Below are 16,143 nucleotides of genomic sequence, written 5' to 3' on the forward strand. Positions count from 1 at the left end.
GCCCTGTTCTGCCGCCACGTGGAATCCCTGCCGTCTTGATACGACAAACGCCCGGTTACTCCGGGCGTTCGCCTGAAATTCGAATGATCTGCCTGAACGCGACCGCTATCCCGAGGAACAGCAGCACGATCAGTCCCCAAGGGCCAGTGCCGAACCAATGGTCTATCAACCATCCGATCAGCGCACTGCCGACGAGACTCCCGATCAGAGCGGAAATGACGCGATTGCCTTGCGAGTAACCCCGCTCGGCATCCGCCCCCTTCTGCCCCTTTGCCAGCGTTTCCCGATGCTGCGCCTCTCGCAATCGCTCATCGAGCGCGGAAAGTCGCGGATCTTCAACACCCTGGGGGTCCTGTCCGGGTTCGATCTCCGCCACGCACGTTCCTCCACCTGATTTCGCATCGGGGAGGAAGCAAGCAGCGACGAGCGATCCCGCCAAGGCGCGGTCCGTTTAGAAAAGGGGGGGGTGCAAGTCAACCGGTGTGACAGGGGTGTCATTAATGGGAGGGCGGATGGGATTGAGCCAACCCTACTTCTTCCCCCCTCCCTAGAAGGGAGGGGCCGGGGGTGGGTCGGCCGGTTGGCTGGCGTCACGGATCCCAAGCAGCCTACCCACCCCCAGCCCCTCCCTTCCAGGGAGGGGAGCACTTCAGCTTAAACGCAGCGCGAATCGCGTTCGGGCGCGCCGGCGGTGCGGGTCTTCCAGACACCGTTCGGCGTCTTGTACTTCTCACCAGGGTTGGTCTGCATGATCAGGTTGCAGCCGCTCGTGAAGGCGAGCTGCTCGACCGTCGCGCCGCTCGCCTGCGCCTTTTGCGTATACGCCGACTTGCGCTGGATATTGATGTTGTTGACCAGCGCACGCAGATCGCCGCTCGCCGCACCAACAAGTCCCAGATAGCCGTCGGGCTGCTCGCCGACCTCGCCCCCAGCACGCGCCGCAGCATAGGCCGGATCGCGCTGCGCGGTCGCCGCGACAGACAGGCCACCGAGAGCCGCCGCTGCGGCAACCATCATAAGGACCTTGGTCTTCATCTTAGAATATCCCCGGATTCTGCTGGATCAACGATTTCGCCTCGCCATCGAGACGATAGACCACTTCCTGCGTGACGTTGATGTTGAGGTTGATCTCGATCGGCTTGTCGGGCGCCGACACGTTGATGCAGCTCGGCAAGGCGGCCGTCAGCCCGATAATCGCGATCGTCCTCGTCATCATCCGCAAGATCGGCCTTTGCTCCAGCTTCTTCAATCCTGTTTCGGTCATGGCACGATCCTGCTTGCGGGAGGCTGAATGGTCGGGGGTTTAGGAGGAGGCGGCGCCGACTGCTGCTGGAGCAAAGCCGGCAGGTTGCGCTGGATCAGCCGCTTCGGATCGTAGAAGCTCTGCGCCGAGTCGAGCAGCCCGCGGAACGGCGCCTTGATTCGGATATTGAACACGAACGGCAGCTTCTGCAGGCGACGGACGATGAAGTTCGACTTCGCCCCCTCGCCCTGGCTGATCCCGGCGAACCGCACGTCGGTGACCATCTCGCCCGCAAGCGGCCCGTTCAGGCCGACGCGCAACGACTGGTAGCGCAGCGACTTCAGCGCGCCGAATGCGATGTTCGCCCAGACGCCAAGATCCTTCTGGCTGAGATCGCCGACATAGGCGAGCGTCCCGCCACCCGGCCGGACGCGCAGGTCGCCGCCTTCGATCCGGCCGCCGGTCTCGTCGAAGATCATCGGCAGCACGCCGTCGAAGATGCCGGTCGCATCGAGATTCTTGAAATCGAACTGTTGCAAGAATTGGTCGGCCGCCATGTTGGCGACGTGGAACGTCATCCGCCGCTCGGACTGCGCGGAGAAATCGAGCAGCGTCGGGTCGAGCGTCAACGATCCCCCCGCGAACGGCCACCGCCCGCCTTCGACCTGCACGCGCGCGCCGGGCAGCGTCTGGTAGCGGATCGTGCCGTCGTTGACCGGGATACCAGGGTTGAGCGTGCGGATCGTCGCCACCTGCCCCGGCGCGCTCTGGAGATTTAGCAGGTCGGTGAAGCGGATCTCGGTGGCGATTCCAGTGACCGGGCCGAACGCGGCGGCGAGATCGGTGCCGGCGGTGCGGAATACGCCGGTGCTGGTCACGCCGTCGGGGTTCCAGGCGATGTGCCCCTCGCCGCTGACCGATCCGTTGACGTCGGCGATCACGCCGAACGTCAGCGGGGTGAGCGCGTCGGGTTGCAGCTTGTCCTTGGCAAACGCGATCGCGGGGACGGCGAGGTCGGCCTTGCCTGCGCCGGCGCCGAGTGCGTGGGTCAGCGTGACGTCGGCGACCTTGGTGTTGGTGGTCGGCTCGAACAGCGTGCCCGCCGCGGTGATCGTGCCGTTGACCAGCGCGAGAGTCACAGTACGCGCGGCGAGCGGCTTGAACCTAGGCGTCGGCGAGGCATCGGACACCCCCATCGCGCCGGCGAGGTTCAGCGCGCCATTGACGAGCGTCCAGTCGCCTGCCGCATCGCCGAGCAACAGCGGCACGTTGGCGATCTGACCCGAGCCGCCCGTGAACGCGCCTGCCACGCCCTGCCCGGTCATGCGGCCCGTGACGGTGGCGAAATCGAGTTTCGTGATGCGTTCGGGCGCGCCGAATCGAGTCTGCACGCCATCGATGGCAAAGCCGCGATCCGCCAGCCGCACGGTCGCTCCCGCGGTGGCAAGCGTGATCGGGGTAGTGCCGAGTCGCCCACCCAGCTTGGCCGCGGCGATCTTCGCGCCGCCGCTAACCCGTGCGCCGTTGACCTGCACCAGCGCGCCATCGAGCGGGCACAAGGTCAGCCGCGAGGGATCAAGCACAAGCCCGGATATCGCGAGACGCTGCACGGCAAGCGGCGTGCAACCGGTGTTGACGACCAGCCGCCCGCGACCGTTCCACAGCGCCCCAACCGGCATCGACAGGCCATCGACCCGGTTGCCGGGACCGCCCGCACCGATCGGTCCCCCGAGCGTGACACGCGTCGCGATCGAGGTTGCCCCGCCCGGCGTGGCGCTAAAGGTGACGGGCGTCAGCGCCAGTCGCCCGCTACCCGCCGCATAAGGCGCGATGGTGGCCACGCCGCGGATCGCCGCGCCCGGTTTCGCCTGTGCGAGCGACACGCGCGCCTCGGGCAAGCCGCCGCCACGCATCGCGAGGACCGTGTCAAGCCGGACGCCACCGTTCGGCCAGCCGAACGCAACCCCGCTCCCGCCGCCAAGCGCCACGCGCGCACCGCTGGCGGAGGCGAGCGCCAGACGCGACAGCACGGCCTTGCCGCGCCCGCCGTCGATCCACACGCGAAGGTCGGCGTCCGCGGCAAATCCGCGGCCGGCCTTCTGGACCGCCTGTGTTACCGCGGTCGCCAACGGCGCTACGGGCGTCCCCGCCGCTGCTCCGCCTATTCCCGCCAGCCCCGCGAGTCGCTTCTGCGCCACGGCGGCCCCGCTCGCCTGGATGCGCCCGTCGAACGCGATCTGCTCGCCGATCCGGTACGTGCCCGCGAACGAAACCCGCCGCGCGCCGCCCTCGGTGGTGCGAACCGTGTCGGCGGCAATGTCCGCCTTGCCGCCAGTCGCCGCCGCGGTTCCGGCGAAGTCGATCGTGCCCCCGACCCCGGCCAAAGTCGCACCCGGCGTCCGTGCCGCGCCCGTCTTGAGCCTCGCCTTGCCCTGCCAGCGATCGAGCGCCGCGGAGAGGCCGACGTCGAGATCGGCCACGATCCGCTCCGCCTGCGTCGTGCCGCAGGTGAGCCTCGATACACGCACCGGCCCGGTGATCGTCGGTTTCGCCGCGTCGATCCGCAGTTTCACCGTCGCCGCAAGCCAATCGATCACGCACCCGCCGACATCGAGCCGCTCGCTGATCGCTGCCAGCGTACCGCGAAACCCATCGTCGAGCTTGCCGGAGCCGGCGAGCTTCAGTCCGACGATCCCTTGCGGCGTCTCCAGCCGCATGCGCCCATCGGCGACCGATACGTCGAGCGCCGGCAACGCGAACGGCTTCCCCGACGGCGCTGGCAGCAACCTGTCGATCGCGCCAAGCGAGACCTTGCCGTCGACCAGCCGCCCGCGCAGCCGGACCTTCCCCGCGCGTACGCCCACCAGATACGGTCCCGACAACCCGACACCGGTTCGCGTCTCAACCCAGTCGGCGACCAGATCGGGATGCGCCGGATTACCGATTACGACGTTCGTCAATCGCTGGCCGCCCAGCGCAAGATCGGCGATGTCGTAGCGCGCAGGCACGCCGGCCTTGGCGAGTTCGCGGTCGATGAAACCCTCGGCGATCGGCTTCCGCACCAGCCACAGCACGACCAGCGCGGCGATCAGCAGCAGCGCGATCCCCAGCGCAACGCGGCGGGCGGTCGCGGTACGGCGAGGATGGGCCCCGGGGTCGGCCCCCGTCTCGCTCGTCTCGCTCACCAACGCACTCCGCCATATTCGAGGTCTCTGCATAGGCGGGAGCGAGGTCGTCATGCAATTGCCCAGGGATGTGCTAGCATCGCAAAATGGCCGAACCGGACGAAGACGCTGACGTCCGGGGGGACGATCTGAAGGGCCATCGCGGCCGCCTCCGCAAACGCCTGTTCGAAGGCGGCAGCGACGCACTGCTCGACCACGAACTCATCGAATACCTTCTAGCGATCGCCATACCCCGCGGCGACACCAAGGCGCTCGCCAAGGCGCTGATGCGCGAGTTCGGCGGGATCGGTGGCGTGCTGACCGCGGATGCCGAGGCGCTAGGCCGGGTGAAGGGCATGGGGGAAATCTCGACCGCCGCGATCAAGATCGCGCATGCCGCCGCGATCCGCCTGCTCCAGTCGCACGTCAGCGACCGCCCCGTGCTCGCCAACTGGCAAGCGCTACTCGACTATCTCCGCGCGGACATGGCGCACCACGCGATCGAGCGCTTTCGCGTGCTGCATCTCAATACGAAGAATATGCTGATTCGCGACGAGGTGATGAGCAAGGGCTCGATCGACCAGGCCGCGGTGTATGTCCGCGAAGTCATCCGCCGCGCGATCGACCTCGGCTCCGCGTCGATCATCCTCGTCCACAACCATCCGAGCGGCGACCCCTCCCCCAGCCGCGCCGATATCGACATCACGCGGACGATCGCGGAAGCAGGCAAGCGGCTCGGCATCACCGTCCACGACCATATCGTGATGGGCACCGGCGGCCATGTCAGCCTGCGCGCGCAGGGGTTGATCTGACGCAATCAGATGAAGGAGAAACATCCGAAACTCCTCGTGCCTTTTCATCCGTATCTTCGTTGTCACGGCAAAGGAATTGCATGTGGATAACAAGTTGCACGACGAAGCCTCGGAGGTAACCGCCGAGCACGGTCAGGTCATGGTCGACGGGCCGGACGGCGTCGCCGTATCATTGACGCCCGACGCCGCGGCCGAAACTTCCGATCGGCTGCTCAATGCCGCCGTCGAGGCGCAGGGGCAGATCCTGGCTGAAACTCGAGTCGCGAAAGATCGGGTGCGCAAGGCCGACTGATCTACCGCAAGTCGCAGGTCTCCGATCTATAGTAGCGGTACACGTAACTATCGACCGGAGACGCGATGCGCCAAATTCTATACATGAGTTCGAGCACCATAGCCGGCGACAAGGCCGATCTCGTGGGAATATTGCAGCAGTCCCGGCACAATAACGCACTGCATGACATCACCGGATTGTTGTGGTCGGACGGCACGCATTTTTTGCAGGTGATCGAGGGGCCGACCGCATTCGTCGACGCGACGTTCGGCCGTATTACGCAGGACGATCGTCATTACGATCTGTCGCTCCAGCACAACATCCCGATCCACGAACGGCAGTTCGGTGCCTGGACGATGGCGCACAGGCGCGCGGACGATCCTGTCGATGCGTATGATGCGCGCATGCGGCGCCTGCTCAACGGCGCGTCGCAGCGGGTGCGCGATCCGTTCCTCGCGCTGATGGCGACGGGTTCGCTGGACGGCTGACGTAACGAAGGCCGCCGGGCGCGAACCCGACGACCTCGATCCGTGCGATGAGACTTTGCGGACGTGTCGTGGCCGTCAGCCCTGCGACAGGAAGCTGGTGACCTCGGTCTTGGTCAGCGACTTGTTCTTGTCGGTATCGGCCTTCGCGAAGGCGGCGGAGACCCATTTCTTGGTCTCGGGCGCGTCGGGCTTCGTCGAGGGATCGGTCTTGCTCTTCAGTGCGACCATCCAGCCGCCGAATTCGGTCGCGCTGAGTTTGCCATCGCCGTTCTTGTCGTAGGTCGGGAACTCGGTGTCGACGACCTGTGCGACCTGACTGCCGGTCGCGGGCTGCTCGCGCGCGGCGGGTTGCATCGGCACCGCATCGGTTGGCGTACCAGATGGGGCGGCCTGCCCGACAACAGCACCGCCCGGCGCCGAAGTCTGCGGGGATGTCGTGGTCGTCTGCGCCAATACGGGTGCAGCAACCAGTACCGCGCCGGCCAGCATGGCATATTTCAACATTGCGTCTCTCCGGTAGTGTTCTACGCGTCTACTAAGCGATTTTGCGACCATGCCCGATATATACTCGGCATAGCGAACCGCTTGCTCACTATATACGCGGCACATGCCCGGATTTATACCTCGCGACGGGTGTTTGAACCTTCTCCTGCGTCCTGCTACCGCGTTTCGCATGCAACCGCGGGCCGAACGGCACGCGACGCGCCCTACCCTTTACGCTCCCGAGGAAACCCGATGGTCCCCCGCTATTCCCGCCCCGACATGGTCGCGATCTGGACGCCCGAAGCACGCTTCAAGATCTGGTTCGAGATCGAGGCGCACGCCACCGACGCGCTCGCCGAACTGGGCGTGGTCCCTAAGGAAGCCGCCGCCGCGATCTGGGAAAAGGGTGCGTTCGAGGTCGACCGGATCGACGAGATCGAGCGTGAGACCAAGCACGACGTCATCGCCTTCCTGACCAACGTCGCCGAGCATGTCGGCCCCGAAGCGCGCTTCATGCACCAGGGCATGACATCGTCGGACGTGCTCGACACCTGCCTCGCGGTGCAGTTGGCCAAGGCAAGCGACATCCTGATCGCCGATCTCGACGCACTGCTGGTGGTGCTCGAACGACGCGCGCGCGAGCACAAGATGACGCCGACCATCGGTCGCAGCCACGGCATCCATGCCGAGCCGGTGACGTTCGGGCTGAAGCTCGCGCAGGCGCATGCCGAGTTCGCCCGCAACCGCGCGCGGCTGGTGGCGGCGCGCGAGGACGTCGCGACCTGCGCGATCTCGGGTGCGGTCGGTACGTTCGCTAACATCGATCCGTTCGTGGAGGAGTATGTTGCGGGCAAGCTCGGGCTGTCGGTCGAGCCGGTGTCGACACAGGTCATCCCGCGCGATCGCCACGCGATGTTCTTTGCGACCTTGGGCGTGATCGCCAGCTCGATCGAGCGGCTCGCGACTGAGGTGCGTCATCTGCAGCGCACCGAAGTGCTCGAGGCGGAAGAGTTCTTCTCGCCGGGCCAGAAGGGCTCGTCGGCGATGCCGCACAAGCGCAATCCGGTGCTGACCGAGAACCTCACCGGTCTCGCTCGGATGGTGCGCGGGTATGTGACGCCGGCGATGGAGAACGTCGCACTGTGGCATGAGCGCGACATCTCGCACTCGTCGGTCGAGCGGTACATCGGGCCGGATGCTACGATTACGCTCGACTTCGCGCTCGCGCGGCTGACCGGGGTGATGGACAAGCTGGTCGTGTACCCCGAGCGGATGTTGAAGAACCTCAACAAGATGGGCGGCCTCGTCCATTCGCAGCGCGTGCTGCTGGCACTGACGCAGGCGGGGGTGAGCCGCGAGGACGCGTATCGGCTGGTCCAGCGCAACGCGATGAAGGTGTGGGATTCGGACGGCGCGCTGTCGCTGCTCGAATTGCTGAAGGCGGATCCGGAAGTGACGCTGTCGGATGCCGAACTGGAAGACAAGTTCGACCTTGGCTATCATTTGAAGCACGTCGACACGATCTTCGCGCGGGTATTCGGCGCGGCCTGAGGACTAAAGGCAAAGGTTACTCCCCTCCCTGAAAGGGAGGGGTTGGGGGTGGGTCGGCTGGCTCGAGCCACACCCGTCTGGCGCTTGCGGATGCCAACCCACCCCCTGCCCCTCCCTTTCAGGGAGGGGAGACCGTTGCGGATCGGCGGTGTAACGTCCGAAACGACCCAAATGCACGTAACGCAATTGCGATTACGTGTTACAAAATTGCGACAACGCGCAACTAAGCCCATATCCGGCTTGCCGGATATTGTTCCGGCATTGGAGACCTACCCATGCGCATGTTCGAAACCGTGACCAGCACCATGCTGGCGATCGCGGCTCAAGCGCTGGTGGTCGGGGTGGTCATCACCGCCTTCTGATCCATCGGCCCGCCCGCCCCCTCCCGAGGGGGCGCGGCTAGGCCGGCAGTTTCAAGACGCGCGAATAATCACTGCTTGCGTGGATAGCGCGCCGCGAATTCCTCGTCGGACATCACCAGATAGCGGATCATGTCGATCAACGCCCACGGCGCGCTGATGACCAAGCCGACGACCGTGAGCGTGAGCACCAGCATGACGATTCCCGAGCCGGTCCGGCCGAGGTAGAAGCGGTGGATGCCGAGCGTGCCGATCACGAACGCCATGACCGCGGCGACGTATTTGTTGCGGTCGTTGGTCGGGAGAGCCTCGGGCGGCACGGCACGCCGTGGGCCCGGCGCGGTGGGCATCGGGAAGACGCTGAGCGCGCGATCGTTGGCGGCCTCGAAATCGACTTCCAGGCCGATCGCGGGCTCGCCGCGGTGCGCCCAGTCTTCGCGGGCGAACCGGTAACGCTGTCCGTCTTGCCCGGCGACGAGACCTTCGCCCGTACGGGGATCGACGCCTAAAACCTGTCCGCGCATATCATTCCTCGGTGTTAGTTCGGCATTCTGGCGGATGATGCGAATCAGGCAAGCTCGAACTTACTCCCGGTGTCAGGCGGCAAGCGCGGTTTGACGCCAATGTCTGTCGTCGTCGTTGTCTGCATTCGTCGATCGCGTTTTCCGCGAGCGGACTGCACGCTTGTGCGCCTTTGCACCCGGACGGCAAGTAAAGACGCCGAGCCAGCGCGTCATGAAACCCCGAACGCGCAGGCTGGATGCCGCAGCGGCCAGCGCCATGAGAATGTCGAGATAGGCCGAAATCTCGAACGTCGTGATCCAGATCGCGACATCCGGGGCGGCCAGAGTGAGTAGTCGAATGCCGTCGCCTTCGCCGACGAGCGTGACCATCGCGGCCGTTAGCATCAGCAGGACCATGACCGCGGCATCGCCCCGCGTGAACCGTGCCAACCGCGCCGCAGGCTTGTCGATCAGCACTCGGCGCAATGCCTTGCCGATCGGCGTCTGGGGGGCGGTGGCCATGACCAGCCAACACGCTATCGCGGTGAAAAGACATGCCAGCATTGCGCCCCCCTTTGGTTCTATATGGTAGACGGGTTTATTCCCCGGCGAACACGCCCTTGAGCTTGGCGAAAAACCCCTGGCTCGCGGGGCACTCGTCACCCGTTTCCGTCTCGCGGAACATCTCGAGCAGTTCCTTCTGGCGGTTGCTGAGACGCGTGGGGGTTTCGACGTCGATCTGGACGACGAGGTCGCCGTGGCCGCGGCCCTGCAGGACGGGCATGCCGGCGCCGCGCTGGCGGAGCTGCTTGCCCGACTGGATGCCGGCGGGGATCTTCACCTCGTGCGTGCGGCCGTCGAGACCGGGGATCGACAGCGCCCCGCCGAGCGACGCGACCGTGAAGCTGATCGGTGCGCGTGCGAAGAGCGTGGTGCCTTCGCGTTCGAACAGATTGTGCTTGGTGACGTGGAGGAAGATGTAGAGGTCGCCGGACGGTGCGCCGCGGGCGCCCGCCTCGCCTTCGCCCGACATGCGGATCCGCGTGCCTTCGTCGACACCGGGGGGGACGTTGATCGAGAGCGTCTTGGTCTTCTCGACACGACCTTCGCCACGGCAATCTGGGCACGGGTCGGCGATGACTTCGCCCGCGCCGTTGCAGACCGGGCAAGCGCGCTCGACCACGAAGAAGCCCTGCTGCGCGCGGACTTTACCGTGACCGCCGCAATGCTGGCAGGTCTTCGCGCGCGTACCGGCCTTCGCGCCCGAGCCATCGCAGGTGTCGCAGAGCGCGGAGACGTCGATCGTGATCTCGGTCGTCTTGCCGTGGAAGGCTTCCTCCAGGCTGACTTCCATGTCGTAGCGCAGGTCAGCGCCGCGTCGTGCCGCCGAGCGACCGCCGCCGCGCTGCGCGCCGCCCATGAATTCGCCGAAGACGCTTTCGAAGATGTCGCTGAAGCCGCCGAAATCCTGTGCGCCGCCGCCGTGACCGCCACCGCCGCCGTTCTGGAACGCGGCGTGGCCGAAGCGATCGTATGCCGCGCGCTTCTGCGGGTCCTTGAGGCATTCGTACGCCTCGCTGACCGCCTTGAACTGCGCTTCGGAATCCTTGCAGCCGGCGTTCTTGTCCGGGTGATACTTCATCGCGAGCTTGCGGTAGGACGACTTGATCGTCCCCGCATCCGCGGTCCGCTCGCATTCGAGCAGTTCGTAATAATCTGTCTGGGTACTCATAGCGGCCCTCTTAGCCCTCTCCCCTCCGGGGAGAGGGTTGGGTGAGGGGCCATTCCACACGGCAGCGCGCGGAACTGCCCCTCACCCCGGCCCTCTCCCCGAGGGGGAGAGGGAGTTTCGGTTACGCCTTCGGGTTGTCGTCGACTTCCGAGAACTCGGCGTCGACGACGTCGTCGTCCTTCTTCGCCGCATCACCATCAGCCGACGGCGAAGCGTCCGCCTGGGCCTGCTTCTCGTAGATCGCCTGGCCGAGCTTCATCGCGACCTGGGCGAGCGCGGTACTCTTCTCGGTCATCGCATCCGCATCGCCGCTCTCGACCGCAGCCTTGGTCGCGTCGATCGCAGCCTGGATCTCGGTCTTCAGCGACTCGTCGACCTTGTCGGCGTTGTCCGCCAGCTGACGCTCGGTGGTGTGGACCAGCGACTCGGCGTTGTTCTTCGCCTCGGCGCCCGCACGACGCTTCTTGTCCTCCTCGGCGAAGGTCTCGGCATCGCGGACCATCTGGTCGATGTCGTTGTCCGAAAGACCGCCCGATGCCTGGATGCGGATCTGCTGCTCCTTGCCGGTGCCCTTGTCCTTGGCCGACACGCTGACGAGGCCGTTCGCATCGATGTCGAACGTGACCTCGATCTGCGGCACGCCGCGCGGTGCGGGCGGGATGCCGACGAGATCGAAATTGCCGAGCATCTTGTTGTCGGCCGCCATCTCGCGCTCGCCCTGGAACACGCGGATCGTCACCGCGCCCTGGTTGTCGTCCGCGGTCGAGTAGGTCTGCGACTTCTTGGTCGGGATCGTCGTGTTGCGATCGATCATCCGGGTGAACACGCCACCCAGCGTCTCGATGCCGAGGGACAGCGGCGTCACGTCGAGCAGCAGCACGTCCTTGACGTCGCCCTGCAGCACTCCGGCCTGGATCGCGGCACCCATCGCGACGACCTCGTCCGGGTTAACGCCCGTGTGCGGTTCCTTGCCGAAGAACTGCTTCACGACTTCACGGACGCGCGGCATGCGCGTCATGCCGCCGACCAGCACGACCTCCGAGATGTCCTCGGGCTTCAGGCCGCCATCGGCGAGCGCCTTGCGGCAAGGCTCGAGCGTGCGCTTGACCAGGTCCTCGACCATCCGCTCCAGGTCGGCGCGGGTGATCGACTTCACCAGATGCTTCGGGCCGTTCTGGTCCGCGGTGATAAAGGGCAGGTTGACCTCGGTCGTCTGCGCCGACGACAGCTCGATCTTCGCCTTCTCGGCCGCTTCCTTCAGACGCTGCAGCGCCAGCTTGTCCTTGGCGAGGTCGATGCCTTCCGCCTTCTTGAACTCGTCGGCGAGGTACTGGACGATCTTGTTGTCGAAATCCTCACCGCCGAGGAAGGTGTCGCCGTTCGTGGCCTTCACCTCGAACACGCCGTCGCCGATTTCCAGCACCGAGATGTCGAACGTGCCGCCGCCGAGATCGTAGACCGCGATCGTCTTGCCGTCCTGCTTGTCGAGGCCGTAGGCCAGCGCCGCCGCGGTCGGCTCGTTGATGATGCGCAGCACTTCGAGGCCGGCGATCTGGCCGGCATCCTTGGTCGCCTGGCGCTGTGCATCGTTGAAGTACGCGGGAACGGTGATGACCGCCTGCGTGACCGTTTCGCCGAGATACGACTCGGCGGTTTCCTTCATCTTCTGCAGCGTGAACGCCGAGATCTGCGACGGCGAGTAATCCTTGCCACCCGCCGAGACCCATGCGTCGCCGTTCGGGCCGCGCGAGATCTTGTACGGGACCAGCTCGGTGTCCTTCTTGGTGATCGGATCGTCGAAACGACGGCCGATCAGGCGCTTCACTGCGAAGATGGTGTTGTCGCCGTTCGTCACTGCCTGGCGCTTGGCCGGCTGGCCGACCAGTCGCTCGCCATCCTTGGCGAATGCGACGATCGACGGCGTGGTGCGCGCGCCCTCGGAATTCTCGATGACCTTGGGCTTGCCGCCTTCCATGACGGAAACGCAGCTGTTGGTCGTGCCGAGATCGATACCGATTACTTTAGCCATGAGTTCTAATTAGCCCCTCACTTGAAACGAAAATACGAAACCGGTTCCACCCCGTTACGGCAGTGGAACCTTTCTGATGATGGGCGCGATATAGGTGGCCTCGCGCTTGCCGCAAGATTGTACCGGTCATAGGATGCGCAAGTGGTCGGGCCCGGAGAAAAGTAACCTATGCGTATCGTTTTCGGACTGGGTGTTGCCGCGATGGCACTGGCGTCGTGCGCGCCGCCCAAGGAACTGTCCGTCGACGGGGCCTGGGTGCGGCTCGGCGCGGTGACCGGACGACCCGCGGCGGCGTATTTCACAGTGCACGGGGGGCCTACACCTGCGACGCTCATCTCAGCCACCACGGACGTCGCGATCAAGTCGGAGATGCACGAGACCATGGACAAGGGCGGCATGTCGACGATGACGCCGCTGACCCGCGTGGAGATTCCGGCGAACACGGATGTCGCGTTCGCGCCGGGCGGGCGGCACGTGATGCTGTTCGACATGAACTCCGGGATCAAGCCCGCCGATCGCGTGACGCTCACGTTCGCGTTCGCAGATGGGACGCGGATCATAAACAACGCGACCGTGGTCGCGGCGGGAACCCCGGTAGGGAAGTGACCGGAGCAGGCTCAAGGCGCGGGCTTACCGAGGGAGAGACGGCGCTCGCGGCATCGGTGTTCGGGGGCGCGATCGATTACTCTCGCGTAAGCCTGTCGCGGCGGAAATGGGCGTTCTTCCAGCCACGCGATACTGTGATGGCGCCTCGTGGCTGCATCCACTTTCATCCCAAAGGCGATCTGTGGTGCGACGACTTCGCCCACGCGAACCTGACGCTGCAGGGGCTGTTCATTCACGAAATGACGCACATCTGGCAGCACCAGCGCGGCGTGTTCCTCCCCTTGGCGCGGCATCCCTGGTGTCGGTACGACTATGCGTTCCGGCCGGGCGTGGCGCTGCACCGCTACGGCATCGAGCAACAGGGCGAGATCGTGCGGCACGCCTTCTTGTTGCGCGCGGGAGCGAAGGTCGCGGGAGCACCGTCGCTCGCGCAGTATGAGACAGTGCTGCCGTTCACGCCCGCTCGTTCCGCCAACGCCCCTCGTCATCCTGACGAAAGTCAGGATGACGAGTGACTCAGCGAGACGATCGGGGCTCTGGATCCTGACTTTCGTCAGGATGACGGAATATTCGATGACGCGTCTGGCTTTACAGCCAGCTACGACCATCCGGCCCGGCGCACCCGTAAGGCGGCAACTGGCCCGGGAACCGCGCTTGCATCTTGTGGCAGCCCCAGGCGCGCATCGGGCCCGGCGCATAGCCGTTTAGCGCGATACCAACCTCGTCATACGGGCTGGAGCCGCGCGCGACGTACATGTACCAACGCCCGCCGAACATCACCGCGGCCGCGATGAGCACGACACAAACGACCTGGACGATTTTCTGCATTGGGGACCCCTTTTGTAAAGAAGGGCGCCCCGTTGCAGACAACATGGATCAATTTCAACCACCGATCTGGTAGATCGACACCCACCCGATCGGCAGTAATCTGCCGATTACAGCGCGTCGAAATCGATAGGTCGTGTTCTATCAAGCGCTTGCGGGGCCTCGGGCATCGGATATTTCAATCCGGTCGCGCAGTTGAAAAGAACGACCTTGTCGTCCTCGTCGACCAGCCCGGTGTTCAGCGCCTGATGATACGCCGCCAGCGTCGCGCCGCCCTCGGGGCACAACAGCAGCCCATCCTGCTTCGCCGCCGCATCGACCGCCTTCAGGATCGCCGGATCGCCGACCGCGAGCGCCTGCCCGCCGCTCTCGCGAACCGCGCGGAGGATCAGGAAATCGCCGACCGCCTTCGGCACGCGGATGCCGGCGGCGACGGTGCTGGCGTCTTCCCAACGCTCGGCATGCTCCTCGCCCGCCTCGAACGCGCGGACGATCGGCGCGCAGCCGCTCGCCTGCACCGCGAACATCTTCGGGCGCTCCGAGCCTATCCAGCCGAGCTTCTCGAGTTCGTCGAACGCCTTCCACATGCCGATCAGCCCGGTGCCGCCGCCGGTCGGGTAGAAGATCGCGTCGGGCAGTTTCCAGCCGAACTGCGCGGCGAGTTCGAGACCCATCGTCTTCTTGCCCTCGATTCTGTAGGGCTCCTTCAACGTCGAGAAATCGAACCAGCGGCCTTCTGCGGCGCCCTTCCCCACGATCGCGCCGCAATCGTCGATGAGGCCGTTGACCCGCCAGACTCGCGCGCCCTGCATCGCGATCTCGCGGACGTTGATCTCGGGCGTGTCGTCGGGGCAGAACACGATCGTCTCGATCCCGCACCGCGTCGCGTACGCCGCCAGCGCCGCGCCAGCGTTGCCGTTGGTCGGCATCGCGATCTTCGTGACGCCCAGTTCCTTCGCCATCGCGACGGCCATGACGAGACCTCGAGCTTTGAAGCTGCCGGTCGGGAGGCGGCCTTCGTCCTTCACGAGCACGTTGGGCCCGCCGGACTTGGTCAGCGGCACTAGCGGGGTCTCAATTTCGCCAAGGCTGACGATGTTGGCCGTGTGGCGGACGGGGAGCAGTTCACGCCACCGCCACAGGTCGGTAGGCCGCGCCTCGATCGTGTCGCGCGAAACCGACGACCGCACCGCGTCGAGGTCGTAGCGCACCAGCAACGGTCGCCCGGCGCGCGACAGCCCATGAAGCTGGTCCGCCTCATACTGCTCCCCGGTGATCGAGCATTCGAGATGCGTGACGAAGGTCTGGCGATCGGTCGTGAGGTTCTGGTTCATGGACTGACTTTCAAATCCTGCCCTGCAAGGGGAGGGGGACCAGCGCAGCTGGTGGAGGGGGCGTGCCGCGTTCGTAACGCTCTACGCAGGCCCCCGGCCGCAGATGGTACGCGGGAGGTGAGCCCCCTCCACCACCACGCAAGCGCGTGGCGGTCACCCCCCCCGTTCCGGGGCGGATTCAGCCAGCCTTGGCGACGCCGACCATGGCGGGACGCAGCAGTCGGTCCTTGATCATGTAGCCCGCCTGCATTTCCTGGACGATCGTCCCGGCAGGCTGATCGCTCGGGACTTCGAGCATGGCCTGGTGCTTGTTCGGATCGAGCATCTGGCCTTCCGCGGCGATCTTGGTGATGCCGTGGCGCTGGAACACGCTCTCCAGCTCGCGACCGGTCGCTTCGAGCCCGGTTACAAGGCCCTTCATCTTCTCGTCCGAGCGCAGGTCCGCCGGGATCGCCGACAAGCCCCGCGCGAGATTGTCCGCGACCGACAGCACGTCGCGCGCGAACGCCGTGGCGGCATAGGCGCGCGCGTCCTGCGCTTCCTTCTCGGCGCGGCGGCGGACGTTCTGAATCTCGGCCTGCGCGTAGAGGACGTTCTGCTTGGCTTCGGCAAGCTGGTTCTCGAGCTCAGCGACGCGGTCGTTCGAAGCCACTTCAGGCGCGGCTTCGGCGGTCTCTTCGCGCAGGTCTGCAGGCGTGTTCTGGTCGATGTCGGACATGGTTTTCCCTATAAATTGGGCCGGC

At 65.5% G+C, this 16,143-nt stretch carries 18 protein-coding genes; 6 read left to right on the forward strand and 12 right to left on the reverse strand.

What is annotated here, in order from left to right:
- Nucleotides 1–55: 55 nt before the first annotated feature.
- The 4 genes from C8J39_RS14440 to C8J39_RS14455 all read right to left on the reverse strand — a co-directional run bounded on the left by C8J39_RS14440 (nt 56) and on the right by C8J39_RS14455 (nt 4,428).
- A complete protein-coding gene (locus C8J39_RS14440; RefSeq protein ID WP_056488546.1) occupies nt 56–376 on the reverse strand; it encodes an AtpZ/AtpI family protein in 321 nt (106 codons plus the stop codon).
- A gap of 278 nt (nt 377–654) precedes the next feature.
- On the reverse strand, nt 655–1,035 hold the full coding sequence (locus C8J39_RS14445; RefSeq protein ID WP_107954431.1) for a YdbL family protein: 381 nt from the start codon (nt 1,033–1,035) through the stop codon (nt 655–657).
- 1 nt (nt 1,036) lies between these two features.
- A complete protein-coding gene (locus C8J39_RS14450) occupies nt 1,037–1,264 on the reverse strand; it encodes a YnbE family lipoprotein (protein WP_404969346.1) in 228 nt (75 codons plus the stop codon).
- Entirely contained in the window at nt 1,261–4,428 is a 3,168-nt protein-coding gene (locus C8J39_RS14455; RefSeq protein ID WP_243650129.1) for a YdbH domain-containing protein, read from the reverse strand. Before C8J39_RS14455 ends, C8J39_RS14450 begins: the two co-directional genes overlap by 4 nt.
- An 86-nt stretch (nt 4,429–4,514) precedes the next feature.
- On the opposite strand from C8J39_RS14455, the gene radC reads away from it, so the two are divergent.
- The 3 genes from radC (at nt 4,515) to C8J39_RS14470 (ending at nt 5,978) form a co-directional block, all read left to right on the forward strand.
- Nucleotides 4,515–5,219 (forward strand): DNA repair protein RadC, encoded by a 705-nt coding sequence (gene radC, locus C8J39_RS14460; protein ID WP_056065124.1) that lies wholly within the window; start codon nt 4,515–4,517, stop codon nt 5,217–5,219.
- Between the two features lie 82 nt (nt 5,220–5,301).
- The gene (locus C8J39_RS14465; protein WP_235524740.1) at nt 5,302–5,511 is read left to right on the forward strand and encodes a hypothetical protein; all 210 of its coding nucleotides are present in this window, start codon (nt 5,302–5,304) and stop codon (nt 5,509–5,511) included.
- Nucleotides 5,512–5,576: 65 nt separating this feature from the next.
- Nucleotides 5,577–5,978, forward strand: a complete 402-nt coding sequence (locus C8J39_RS14470; protein ID WP_082453165.1) for a BLUF domain-containing protein — start codon at nt 5,577–5,579, stop codon at nt 5,976–5,978.
- Between the two features lie 75 nt (nt 5,979–6,053).
- On the opposite strand, the gene C8J39_RS14475 is transcribed toward C8J39_RS14470, so the two are convergent.
- A complete protein-coding gene (locus tag C8J39_RS14475; RefSeq protein ID WP_120301091.1) occupies nt 6,054–6,482 on the reverse strand; it encodes an EF-hand domain-containing protein in 429 nt (142 codons plus the stop codon).
- Between the two features lie 231 nt (nt 6,483–6,713).
- Between C8J39_RS14475 and purB the strand changes: the two genes are divergently transcribed.
- On the forward strand, nt 6,714–8,012 hold the full coding sequence (gene purB / locus C8J39_RS14480; protein ID WP_107954426.1) for an adenylosuccinate lyase: 1,299 nt from the start codon (nt 6,714–6,716) through the stop codon (nt 8,010–8,012).
- A gap of 430 nt (nt 8,013–8,442) precedes the next feature.
- Here the strand turns inward: purB and C8J39_RS14485 are convergent, their stop codons facing one another.
- From C8J39_RS14485 to dnaK, 4 genes are all read right to left on the reverse strand, one after another.
- Entirely contained in the window at nt 8,443–8,895 is a 453-nt protein-coding gene (locus C8J39_RS14485) for a TM2 domain-containing protein (RefSeq protein ID WP_120301092.1), read from the reverse strand.
- A 72-nt stretch (nt 8,896–8,967) separates the two neighbouring features.
- Nucleotides 8,968–9,396 (reverse strand): hypothetical protein, encoded by a 429-nt coding sequence (locus C8J39_RS14490; protein ID WP_120301093.1) that lies wholly within the window; start codon nt 9,394–9,396, stop codon nt 8,968–8,970.
- Between the two features lie 76 nt (nt 9,397–9,472).
- On the reverse strand, nt 9,473–10,606 hold the full coding sequence (dnaJ, locus tag C8J39_RS14495; RefSeq protein ID WP_120301094.1) for a molecular chaperone DnaJ: 1,134 nt from the start codon (nt 10,604–10,606) through the stop codon (nt 9,473–9,475).
- A 121-nt stretch (nt 10,607–10,727) separates the two neighbouring features.
- On the reverse strand, nt 10,728–12,635 hold the full coding sequence (gene dnaK, locus C8J39_RS14500; protein WP_120301095.1) for a molecular chaperone DnaK: 1,908 nt from the start codon (nt 12,633–12,635) through the stop codon (nt 10,728–10,730).
- Between the two features lie 168 nt (nt 12,636–12,803).
- Here dnaK and C8J39_RS14505 point away from each other — a divergent pair, with 168 nt between their 5' ends.
- On the forward strand, nt 12,804–13,241 hold the full coding sequence (locus C8J39_RS14505; protein ID WP_183038006.1) for a copper chaperone PCu(A)C: 438 nt from the start codon (nt 12,804–12,806) through the stop codon (nt 13,239–13,241).
- The gene (locus C8J39_RS14510; RefSeq protein WP_120301096.1) at nt 13,238–13,756 is read left to right on the forward strand and encodes a vgr related protein; all 519 of its coding nucleotides are present in this window, start codon (nt 13,238–13,240) and stop codon (nt 13,754–13,756) included. Before C8J39_RS14505 ends, C8J39_RS14510 begins: the two co-directional genes overlap by 4 nt.
- Nucleotides 13,757–13,829: 73 nt before the next feature.
- On the opposite strand, the gene C8J39_RS14515 is transcribed toward C8J39_RS14510, so the two are convergent.
- The 3 genes from C8J39_RS14515 to grpE all read right to left on the reverse strand — a co-directional run bounded on the left by C8J39_RS14515 (nt 13,830) and on the right by grpE (nt 16,118).
- Nucleotides 13,830–14,069 carry a hypothetical protein gene (locus C8J39_RS14515; RefSeq protein WP_056065145.1) on the reverse strand — a complete coding sequence of 80 codons (240 nt, stop codon included), beginning with the start codon at nt 14,067–14,069 and terminating at the stop codon, nt 13,830–13,832.
- A 107-nt stretch (nt 14,070–14,176) separates the two neighbouring features.
- Nucleotides 14,177–15,400, reverse strand: a complete 1,224-nt coding sequence (locus C8J39_RS14520; protein WP_120301097.1) for a threonine synthase — start codon at nt 15,398–15,400, stop codon at nt 14,177–14,179.
- A gap of 178 nt (nt 15,401–15,578) precedes the next feature.
- Nucleotides 15,579–16,118 (reverse strand): nucleotide exchange factor GrpE, encoded by a 540-nt coding sequence (gene grpE / locus C8J39_RS14525; protein ID WP_120301098.1) that lies wholly within the window; start codon nt 16,116–16,118, stop codon nt 15,579–15,581.
- Nucleotides 16,119–16,143 lie beyond the last annotated feature (25 nt).

The sequence above is a fragment of the Sphingomonas sp. PP-CC-1A-547 genome, assembly GCF_003610375.1.
Classification (GTDB): domain Bacteria; phylum Pseudomonadota; class Alphaproteobacteria; order Sphingomonadales; family Sphingomonadaceae; genus Sphingomonas.

What these genes read in the sequence shown, in the direction of transcription:
- dnaK (WP_120301095.1), bottom strand. Translation starts at nt 12,635, where the DNA reads ATGGCTAAAGTAATCGGTATCGATCTCGGCACGACCAACAGCTGCGTT.
- C8J39_RS14470 (WP_082453165.1), top strand. Translation starts at nt 5,577, where the DNA reads ATGCGCCAAATTCTATACATGAGTTCGAGCACCATAGCCGGCGACAAG.
- grpE (WP_120301098.1), bottom strand. Translation starts at nt 16,118, where the DNA reads ATGTCCGACATCGACCAGAACACGCCTGCAGACCTGCGCGAAGAGACC.
- dnaJ (WP_120301094.1), bottom strand. Translation starts at nt 10,606, where the DNA reads ATGAGTACCCAGACAGATTATTACGAACTGCTCGAATGCGAGCGGACC.
- C8J39_RS14450 (WP_404969346.1), bottom strand. Translation starts at nt 1,264, where the DNA reads ATGACCGAAACAGGATTGAAGAAGCTGGAGCAAAGGCCGATCTTGCGG.
- C8J39_RS14505 (WP_183038006.1), top strand. Translation starts at nt 12,804, where the DNA reads ATGCGTATCGTTTTCGGACTGGGTGTTGCCGCGATGGCACTGGCGTCG.
- purB (WP_107954426.1), top strand. Translation starts at nt 6,714, where the DNA reads ATGGTCCCCCGCTATTCCCGCCCCGACATGGTCGCGATCTGGACGCCC.
- C8J39_RS14490 (WP_120301093.1), bottom strand. Translation starts at nt 9,396, where the DNA reads ATGGCCACCGCCCCCCAGACGCCGATCGGCAAGGCATTGCGCCGAGTG.
- C8J39_RS14485 (WP_120301092.1), bottom strand. Translation starts at nt 8,895, where the DNA reads ATGCGCGGACAGGTTTTAGGCGTCGATCCCCGTACGGGCGAAGGTCTC.
- C8J39_RS14515 (WP_056065145.1), bottom strand. Translation starts at nt 14,069, where the DNA reads ATGCAGAAAATCGTCCAGGTCGTTTGTGTCGTGCTCATCGCGGCCGCG.
- C8J39_RS14445 (WP_107954431.1), bottom strand. Translation starts at nt 1,035, where the DNA reads ATGAAGACCAAGGTCCTTATGATGGTTGCCGCAGCGGCGGCTCTCGGT.
- C8J39_RS14475 (WP_120301091.1), bottom strand. Translation starts at nt 6,482, where the DNA reads ATGTTGAAATATGCCATGCTGGCCGGCGCGGTACTGGTTGCTGCACCC.
- radC (WP_056065124.1), top strand. Translation starts at nt 4,515, where the DNA reads ATGGCCGAACCGGACGAAGACGCTGACGTCCGGGGGGACGATCTGAAG.
- C8J39_RS14520 (WP_120301097.1), bottom strand. Translation starts at nt 15,400, where the DNA reads ATGAACCAGAACCTCACGACCGATCGCCAGACCTTCGTCACGCATCTC.